Annotated in this window: 9 protein-coding genes; 3 read left to right on the top strand and 6 right to left on the bottom strand. The window is 46.9% G+C overall.

What is annotated here, in order from left to right; genetic code table 11:
- The 3 genes from P5683_RS19845 to murC form a co-directional block, all read right to left on the bottom strand.
- Window positions 1-125 (bottom strand): MerR family DNA-binding transcriptional regulator (locus tag P5683_RS19845; protein ID WP_315645533.1); only part of this gene is annotated, 125 nt, incomplete at its 3' end.
- A gap of 55 nt (window positions 126-180) precedes the next feature.
- The gene (gene murB / locus P5683_RS19850) at window positions 181-1149 is read right to left on the bottom strand and encodes a UDP-N-acetylmuramate dehydrogenase (RefSeq protein WP_006625493.1); all 969 of its coding nucleotides are present in this window, start codon (window positions 1147-1149) and stop codon (window positions 181-183) included.
- 67 nt (window positions 1150-1216) lie between these two features.
- Window positions 1217-2803 (bottom strand): UDP-N-acetylmuramate--L-alanine ligase, encoded by a 1587-nt coding sequence (gene murC / locus P5683_RS19855; RefSeq protein ID WP_006625492.1) that lies wholly within the window; start codon window positions 2801-2803, stop codon window positions 1217-1219.
- A gap of 623 nt (window positions 2804-3426) precedes the next feature.
- Here murC and P5683_RS19860 point away from each other — a divergent pair.
- Complete coding sequence (locus P5683_RS19860; RefSeq protein ID WP_008050956.1) at window positions 3427-4440, top strand: type I glyceraldehyde-3-phosphate dehydrogenase; 1014 nt, start codon at window positions 3427-3429, stop codon at window positions 4438-4440.
- Between the two features lie 27 nt (window positions 4441-4467).
- Here P5683_RS19860 and thiL read toward each other — a convergent pair whose 3' ends face one another.
- From thiL to P5683_RS19875, 3 genes are all read right to left on the bottom strand, one after another.
- Complete coding sequence (gene thiL, locus P5683_RS19865) at window positions 4468-5460, bottom strand: thiamine-phosphate kinase (RefSeq protein ID WP_315639869.1); 993 nt, start codon at window positions 5458-5460, stop codon at window positions 4468-4470.
- Window positions 5461-5489: 29 nt separating this feature from the next.
- A complete protein-coding gene (locus P5683_RS19870) occupies window positions 5490-6965 on the bottom strand; it encodes an isochorismate synthase MenF (protein ID WP_006669574.1) in 1476 nt (491 codons plus the stop codon).
- 164 nt (window positions 6966-7129) lie between these two features.
- On the bottom strand, window positions 7130-7285 hold the full coding sequence (locus P5683_RS19875) for a hypothetical protein (protein WP_006625487.1): 156 nt from the start codon (window positions 7283-7285) through the stop codon (window positions 7130-7132).
- Between P5683_RS19875 and P5683_RS19880 the strand changes: the two genes are divergently transcribed.
- Window positions 7284-8663: a cytochrome P450 gene (locus P5683_RS19880; RefSeq protein ID WP_006625486.1), complete on the top strand. Its 1380-nt coding sequence runs from the start codon at window positions 7284-7286 to the stop codon at window positions 8661-8663. The two genes, P5683_RS19875 and P5683_RS19880, sit on opposite strands and share 2 nt — an antisense overlap.
- 36 nt (window positions 8664-8699) lie before the next feature.
- Window positions 8700-9596, top strand: coding sequence for a 2-carboxy-1,4-naphthoquinone phytyltransferase (gene menA / locus P5683_RS19885; RefSeq protein ID WP_035759563.1), 897 nt, complete (start codon window positions 8700-8702; stop codon window positions 9594-9596).
- Window positions 9597-9692: the final 96 nt, after the last annotated feature.

Raw genomic sequence — 9692 nt, forward strand, 5'->3', positions numbered from 1 at the left:
TATCGTCGTTGCCCAGCGGGGGTTCTGATGGTCTCGATTGAGCCATTGTCGTCCCATCTGCGGAGTGTTCTTTCATGGACTCCAAGGATTTGGGCCGCTTCCTTGGGTTTGACATATCTGGCAATAGGTTTATCCTCAACTCTTCTCGCTTATTATACCGTATTGCCCTAAAATGTTAACCTAATTTGAGATTAAATCATGCTCTCCGAGGATTCTCACCTCTGGCTCTAACAAACAGGACCACTGATGCTGAACTCGCTCTTGAACATGGTGTATCAGTTGAAAGATATCACTAGCGGTAGCCGAGCCGCAATTCAAGATAAAGTTAGCATGGCGTTCAGCCACTTGAGCGCCACCAATTTTATAACCCTTTAATCCCGTTTGTTCAATCAACCAGCCGGCCTTATGGGGTCCAGGGTTACGAAAAACACTGCCACAACTAGGTAAATGGTAGGGTTGAGATAGCCTTCGCTGTTGGAAATGTTCTGTAGTCTCAGCCATAACCTGTTCTGGGTCATAACCGGGCTGTAACTGGAATGTAGCCTGAGTAACTAGGCGATCGCTTCCCTGTAGATTAGAAGTACGATAGCGGTAGCCCAATTTTTCCGGGGGTAAAACCTGGAGAGTTCCCGAACGTTCCAGGATATGGGTATTAACTAAAATATCTGCTGTACAAGAAATATGAGCGCCAGCATTCATAACTATTGCTCCTCCGACAGTTCCCGGAATTCCCACCGCCCATTCTAAGCCACGCCAACCCATACGAGCAGCTTTCCAAGCCAAACGGGGCAAAGAAGCACCCGAACCGACCGTAAGCTGTCCAGTTTCCTGGTCAAAGTGAGTATGTCGCAGATAACGAGTACCAATCACCAAACCGCGCAAACCTCGATCGCTCACCAAAAGATTAGAACCGCCCCCCAATAAAGTAATCGGTAGTTCTTCAGCATTAGCCCATTCCAAACAGGCTAGTAACTGATCTAATCTTTGCGGTGCAGTATACCAGTCGGCGGGGCCTCCCACCCGAAACGAGGTTAGAGAAGCTAGGGAAACTTTAGACCGGATCAAACAGTCATTACCCAGGAGGGTGATGGAGCGTTCCGGTTTTCCGTTCACTTGACCTAGGGAGCCAGAGGAAACAGTCATGACCATAATCAAATACTTCTTTAATGAGAAATGCCTGTAATTTAATCAGCACATTACATGAGTTAATATCCAGTTACGCAGTAACAGTGGGATTGATGCCAGAATTGTCATCGGATTGAAAGAATGCCATCACCTCTGGAATTACTCGGTTGAGGTTGCCAGCACCCAAAAACAGGACCAAATCTCCTGGTTTGAGCAGTTGACACAAGCGAGTTTTCACCGCCTCTAGGGAGGACTGGTAATCGACATGGGGATGATGTTCAGCAACGCGCGTGGCTAATTGTTGACCACTAATCCTGCCCGGATTGGCTTCTCCGGCGCTATAGATCTCGGTGAGCATAACTAAGTCTGCATCACCAAAGCACAGTGCGAAATCCTCCATAAGGGTTTCGGTGCGACTGTACCGGTGGGGCTGAAAAATGGCGACCACTCGTTTAATTTCCGAACCGGGATGAACAGGCGTGATGGCTGCTTCCGATAAGGTGGAGCTAAGACCACTGGAATTTTGAAGCCGCCCCCTAGCAGCAGCAAGTGTCACTCGAATTTCGCTAGGGTGGTGGGCATAATCATCAACAAATTGAATACCCCCATAATTCCCCCGATATTCAAAGCGTCGTTTAGTCCCAGGAAATTGTGCGATCGCCTGAGCAATCACAGAAAATTCCAAATTGAGTAACCGACCCACAGCCACGGTTGCCAAAGCATTACTGAGATTATGGGCTCCCAGCAATTGTAACTTTAGCAGACCGATCGCCTCACCTCGCTCATAAACCTGAGCCATGATGCCGTCAGCTAGATATTGAACAGCATCAACAGTATAGTCGGCATTAAACTGGGAGTTAATGCTGTAGCTAATGGTAGGTTTAAGGTAATCTCGAACCATTGTGCAGTCAATGCACCCCACAATAGTCTCACATTGATTGGCAAAAATCCTAAAGGTCGAGATCAATTGATCAAGAGTTTTGTAGTGGTCAGGATGATCAAGTTCAATATTAGTCACAACCCCTATATGGGATGCTAGTTTGACTAGGGAACCATCAGACTCATCAGCTTCGGCTACTAAATAAGGGCTATGTCCCACGCGGGCATTTCCTTCCCAAGCGTTCACCTCGCCACCCACCAGAATTGTCGGGTCCAAACCAGCTTTGAGCAATAGAAAAGCAATCAAGCTGCTGGTTGTAGTTTTACCATGAGTCCCGGCTACGGCAATACTTTGGTACTCAGCCATCAAAGCGGCTAGTAGGTCTGATCTATGAAAAATCGGACATCCTAACTCTCGGGCGACTTGATATTCGGGATTTTCGGGATGGATAGCTGTTGAACAAATAACTTGTGGCAGTTGCTGTTCTAACTGAGCGATCGAAGATGATTCTCTGGGTAAAGTGGCTTTCTCTGACGAGATTTTGCCTGATAGCCCAGAAGCCATTGACTCCCAATTATGCTTGGGGGTTTTAAAAATGTCAAAGTTGCTGGCATCTTGACTCCCAAAAATATGAGCCCCCATGGCTTCCAATCGTTCTGTGATATGGCTATTTTGCAGGTCTGAGCCAAAGACAGGCAAATTTCGCTGGGCTAAAATATAGGCAAGGGCTGACATTCCTATGCCACCAATGCCAATGAAATGAAATGGCCTGCCATTAAAATCGACAGTATTAGGCATTAACTATTCCTCAACACACCACACCACACCACACATCCAACAGGCGATTATCATATCAATAATTGCCGCTTGTTGGAAACTCAACCATAGCAAAGTATGGCAATTACAAGATTAAAAGGCGATCGCTCCGATGGAGGCAGAAGGCTGTATGGTATTTGTATACTACATACTCCCCAAAATCGGAAATAACCGGATGCTACCTGCGGAAAATTAGGTTTAGATCAAGGCCAACCGGGGCGGATGCCATATAAGACTCAACACCTGCCATAGCTTCACCCTAGGGCATTTGGGGTCATCATGTCCTCCTTAGATGTGATTACTGAGGCTTATTATCCTAAGTATGCGCCCCTAATCATAGCCGATCGCACCCGGAAGCAGAATCCCCCCTAACTATGAGGGAAGGCACAATAGCACACCCAGATCAGCAATTTTGTCTGTACCAGCGGGGATCTAGGGGAATGGACGATTTGCTGTTAACTGACCAGGGACATCAAACCAAAAGTTTCGATACCTAAACTTCAGAAGAGGTCAGCCTTTAGGGTATGATTGGGGTCAAGATAAACTCACGTTATAGAAGGCGCAGGCCTTAGTTGGGCAATACTATCGTTAGGAGAAACAAGGTGATGAAAGTCGCAATCAACGGTTTTGGCAGGATCGGACGTAACTTTCTGCGTTGTTGGCTGACCAGAGGGGAAAATACTAATCTGGAAGTTACGGCTATCAATGACACTTCCGACCCCAGGATCAATGCTCATTTGCTGAAGTATGACTCAATGTTGGGGACTTTGCATGATGCCGATATCAAGGCTGATGAGAACTCCCTGATTGTCAATGGTAAGACGATTAAGTGCGTTTCTGACCGTAATCCTCTTAACCTCCCTTGGAGTGAATGGGGTATCGATCTGATCATTGAAGCGACAGGGGTATTTGTTACCGAAGAGGGAGCATCAAAGCATTTATCTGCTGGTGCGAAAAGGGTTCTGATTACTGCCCCTGGGAAAGGTAGTAATATTGGAACCTATGTAGTTGGTGTCAATGACCATAACTATGATCCCAATGCCCATGTTATTGTCAGTAATGCCAGTTGTACTACTAACTGTTTAGCCCCTGTGGTCAAGGTGTTGCAAGATAATTTCGGGATCATCAAAGGAACGATGACCACTACCCACAGTTACACTGGCGACCAGCGTTTGTTAGATGCTAGTCACCGGGATGTCCGACGGGCGCGGGCTGCTGCTCTGAATATTGTTCCTACCTCTACTGGTGCGGCTCAGGCTGTGGCTTTGGTGATTCCTGAACTGAAAGGTAAGCTGAATGGGATTGCTATGCGGGTTCCCACCCCTAACGTTTCTGTGGTGGACTTTGTGGCTCAGGTGGAGAAAACCACTTTCACCGAAGAAGTGAATAAGGCTCTCCAAGAAGCGGCAGAAGGACCCATGAAGGGAATTCTGGCTTATAGCGATCTGCCTCTGGTTTCTAGTGACTATCGCGGAAATAATGCTTCTTCTATTGTTGATGCTAGTTTGACAATGGTTATGGGTGGCGACTTGGTTAAAGTTGTGGCCTGGTATGACAACGAGTGGGGATACAGCCAACGGGTTGTAGACTTGGCTGAGATTGTGGCTAAACACTGGTAAGGGGACTCAGGGGGATTTTGGTTCAGATCAAAAGTGCTGAAATCCCTGTTTTTGGGTCAGGATAATTTCTGAGTTAGAGTGAGTACCTGTAAGTAGGATGGTTTCGGTCTCTGTTGTGGTAACACCAATGATGGCACTTCCTGGGATGTGTTTGATCAGTTGTTGGGCGCGATCGCATGGTAGACATAAAACTAACTCAAAATCCTCGCCGCCATAGAGTACCCAATCAAGGACGGTCTCTGCTGGGGCTAGTTGGAAAAGGGAGTTGGAATGGGGCAGTTTTTGGGCTTCGATTCTAGCTCCCACTCCACTGGCTTGGCTGATCTGCACGATCGCATCAGCTAAACCATCGCTGCTGTCCATACCAGCAATAATTAGGTGAGGATCGCTATCCCATAGCTTTTGTAGGCTGGGTAATATATCTAGTCGCGGTTGCGGATACTGATGATGGTGTTGAAGCGATCGCTTTTCGGTTTCTGATAGGGATGCACCTAAATTCTCATTTAGCAGCAATTCTAGTCCGGCTCGGGAGTGACCATGAGCGCCGCTGACCATGATCGCCCATTCTGGTTGTGCTGTCGATCGCTTAATAATTCGTTGGGGCGCAACTGTACCAATAGCAGTAATTGAGATGGTATTGATAGGGGAGCGACAAATATCGCCGCCGATAATTGGGGTTTGGAATTGGTCTAAACATTCAGCCATCCCCTCATATAACTGTTCAACCCAGTTAATAGGTGTTTCCCCTCTCAACCCCAAAGCTACGGTAATTCCTAGGGGAGAGGCTCCCATGGCTGCCAGATCTGACAAATTAGCCGATACTGATCTCCATCCTACTGCTATGGCGGGGGTAGTGCGATCGCTAAAATGACAGCCTTCGACTAACATATCAGTTGTCACCACCAGGGACTGATCAGCAAGGGGACTGAGGACAGCGGCATCATCTCCCACTACTTCTAGGGGACAAAACCTTTTAACCATTGCTAATAACCCCTGTTCACCCAGATCTCGAATTTCCATAATGAGCAGTTAATCCAGCGATTTTTGTGTTATACTAAACCCCTGAGCAGAGCTTGTAGTTTAAGTTGAATTTCGGCTAATTCTTGCTCAGGTTCGGAGCCAGCGACTATTCCCGCCCCAGCGAACAGTCTAGCTCGATCGCTATCTATCAAAGCGGAACGAATACCTACGATAAATTCCCCATTACCATGATAGTCTACCCAACCCAAAGGAGCCGCATATAAGGAGCGGTCAAAGGTTTCGTATTGCCTAATTTGAGCGATCGCTACTTCGCAGGGAGTCCCGGCGGCGGCGGGGGTCGGGTGTAGTTTCGCCAATATATCTAAGAGGTGGATATCGGCGGATATGGGGGAGGTTATGGGGGTCCACAGGTGTTGAATATTGGATAACTGCATTAGTCTGGGTTTTGGCGATCGCTCTGGGGTCAAGCCTAGATGCAATAGACGTTCGATGATAAAATCGACTACGGCTTGATGTTCCCGTAGGTTTTTGTCACTGGAGAGGAGGCGGTGGGCGATTTCTGTATCTTCTGCTTGGGTTTCCCCACGGGGGGCAGAACCTGCCAGCGCATCGGTGCTACAATTACCTTGATTGACTGTAATTAGACGCTCTGGACTAGCACCGATAAAGTTTTTACCTTGGCTGTTTCCCGTGGAAAAAATGTAGCAGTCGGGATAAAGCGATCGCAAATTTGCCAGGGAATTGATGAGCCGAAAAGGTGTATCTGAGCAAATATCAAAGGCTTGGGATAGCACAACTTTACTGAGTTTTCCAGTAGAAATTAACCGCAAATTCTCCGATACAGAATGATGAAATTCCCCCACTTGTGGATTGATCCAAATAGTTTGCGGGTGTAATTTATTGGTGATTTCCGACTGTATTCTGCCACTTTGCAGACCATTAACCTTGTCGATTTTCCCCCATATAGAGGCAGTTACAGCCTCAATGTCCGATTTTTTGTCAACCAAAACATTGATTAACAAAGTATAGCGATCGCCTTTTTGATACAGTAGAATAGCTGGCAAAAATACCGTGGCGGCGGGGAACACCGGGCGGGAATGATAGTTATCTACATCCGGGTAATTCCTCAAATAATAATGTTCGGAATTGGATTGATAATTGTCCTGAAAAAAGGTGAAACTACAACAAAAAGCGGGCGCGGCTAAATTAGACTCCGATCCAGCGATAATCGTTCGGCGAAACCAAGCATCGATAAACTCTTGAGATTTGGCGAATCTTTCCCCGTTGTTAATAGTTAATTTTACCGCAGCATCCCCGCCGACGATCGCCTGTTTTGACTGAGCTTTTTCAAAATAAAAATGTGGCTTATCTTCCGTTAAGAATGCTTCCAGAAACCGGAGAGGGTCAACCGCATCAATTTCCCGAACAATACTAATAATTTGAGGGTCAGAATTGACAAGGCAATTTTGCTGGCACTCACACAGAAAGCGATGCAGTTCCCGGCGGTCTTGCCAAAGCAATTGGGGAGGAGGTACAGCCAGCATAGAATAGAATAACAGATCAATATAGGGATGTTACCAAGAAAACAGCCTTTGCGCCCAGAAGGTCAGTTATGAGAGCAATATACAACACTGACTGATATTGGTTCAAGACTTGGGAGGCTTGACCTAGCCGACAATTGGGAAAAATCAGTTCGGGAATTATGCCACTAGGCTGTAGAAAAGGCAATATTAGCGATCGCCACTGGGTGGTCTGTGGTAATAAACCTTAACAAATCCGGCCCTAGGAGAGGGTCAGAGGGGGATAAGGCGGTGGTATTATGGATTGACCCACCACTGAATTGGCTGCATTCGACTATACTCATGAAACTGCCTGATGGCCCTAGATTAATGTCCCCCCTGCAAATTTTGCAGCTTGTTATTGATCCTCCCAAATACCTAGAAAACTGTGCCGATAAATATGGCGATCGCTTTACTCTGCGGGTTTTGGGTAACAACTCGCCGCCGGTGGTTTTTTTTAGTCATCCAGAGGCGATCGAGGCAATTTTTGCAGGTTCTGAGGGTCTGTGTCCGGCTGATCAACTAGAATTAGGACGCATTACCCATGTATTTGAACCCCTGACCGGGCCACAGTCTTTAATTGCTAAAGACGGGTCGGAACACCAACGTTTGAGACAGTTGTTAATGCCACCCCTACACGGGAAGCAACTACCCCGCTATGGTGAGGCGATCGCCAATATTGCCCACTCCGTGACTGAAAACTGGTCTGTTGGCGATTGTATCTCTATCCGCCAGTATACCGCCAGAATGTCCCTACAAACCATTTTGCAGGTAGTTTTGGGGTTGGGTCCCGGTTATTTGTATGACCAACTGCAACAGACCCTAGAAACCTATTTAGAATGGGTGAATTCCCCCCTCAACTCCCTACAGTTTTTTTGGCCGGCTTTACAGCAAGATCTGGGTGCGGCGAGTCCCTGGGGCAAATTTCTCCGACAGCGACAACAAATTGATGATCTGATTTATACTGTCATAGCCGATCGCCGCCGGGAAGCCACAGGGGAAGATGTCCTATCTTTGCTAATTTCCGCCAGGGACGAAAACGGCGAGGGTATGAGCGATCGCGAATTGCGTGATCAGATTATCACCCTATTGTTGCTAGGTTATGATACCACTGCCTCAGCCACCGCTTGGGTGTTTTATTTAATTCATCAATTCCCCCACATTAGAGATCAACTTGTCGCCGAATTGCAGACCCTCGGAAGTGATAGCGACCCGACGCAGGCGGTGCAACTTCCCTATTTAACAGCAGTTTGTCGGGAGGCTTTGCGTCTGCACCCTATTGCTTTAATTTCTCAGCCTCGTGTGGTGCGTGAGTCTGTGACTATTCGCGGCGATCGCTTTGAACCTGGTACTATCTTAGTGCCGTGTATTCACCTAGCACAGATGCGATCGCAAACCTACCCAGAACCCAAAAAATTTCGACCAGAGAGATTTTTGGAACGTCGATTTTCCCCCTATGAATATTTCCCCTTTGGTGGAGGTTCTCGCAGTTGTATCGGCATGGCATTATCTCTATTTGAGATTAAAATCATCTTGGCGATCGTCCTCAGCCGTTGTCAATTTTCCCTCGCCGATTTGGGTCCCGTGCGTCCCGTGCGCCGAGGGATTACCATTGTGCCGTCGGATAACTTTAAACTAATTGTAGAAAATATCCGATCCTCCCCCATTCCCTCCCTGGTTTAAACTAGATTTTTGCCGACCATCTTCACTTAATAAATGATGACTACAAAACTGATTGCTGATTCCAATTCAAAACTTTGGTTAGCTGCCATTAAGCCACCCATGTACAGCGTCGCTATTATGCCTATTTGGGTCGGAACTGCCCTCGCCAAGTCGGAGACTGGTTTAATAAATTGGGGCGTGTTTATGGCTTTCCTAACCGCCGCTATTTTAATCTTAGCTTGGGAAAACCTACTTAATGATGTCTTTGATTCCGAGACTGGCATCGATAAAAATAAACATCATTCTCTCGTGAATTTAACCGGGAATAAAGCCCTAATTTTAACCATTGGTAATCTGTGCCTGTTAGTGGCGATCGCCCAAATTATGTTAATCTGTTGGTGGCAGCAAGATTTAACCGTTTTGGGGTTAATTATCCTCTCCTGTTTTTTAGGGTATCTTTACCAGGGGCCGCCTTTCCGTCTCGGTTATCAAGGCTTGGGGGAATTTCTCTGCTTTTTTGCCTTCGGACCGGTAGGAATGTCCGCCGTTTATTATAGTCAAACCCAAACCTGGTCACTGCTGAATTTAGCCGTCTCCCTTATAGTCGGAATAGCCACCAGCTTAATATTATTTTGTTCCCATTTTCACCAAGTAGAAGATGATATCGCCGCCGGAAAGCGATCGCCTATTGTCCGCTTAGGGACCCAACGCGGCGCGCAAATTTTACCCTGGTTTTGTGGTAGTATTTTCGGATTAACCCTAATTGGAGTCCTCGGCGGATTTTTCCCAATTTGGACTTTGTTAAGTTTTGCCGGAGTTTTCCCAGCCATTCAATTATGTCGCCATGTCCGAGAATATCATCATCAACCCCAACAGGTTAGCAATTGCAAATTCATCGCCGTTTCCGTTCACTTTTGGACTTGCTTCTTATTAGGCTTTGGGTTTATAATTTAGGCATACAGAAACATTGTAGGGTGCGTTAGGCGCTTTGGAAAACGGGAATCCAACTCAAGCAATTTCATCAGCGCCGTAACGCACCAATTCCCTCCG

This window comes from Limnospira sp. PMC 1279.21, from assembly GCF_032349615.1.
Classification (GTDB): domain Bacteria; phylum Cyanobacteriota; class Cyanobacteriia; order Cyanobacteriales; family Microcoleaceae; genus Limnospira; species Limnospira fusiformis.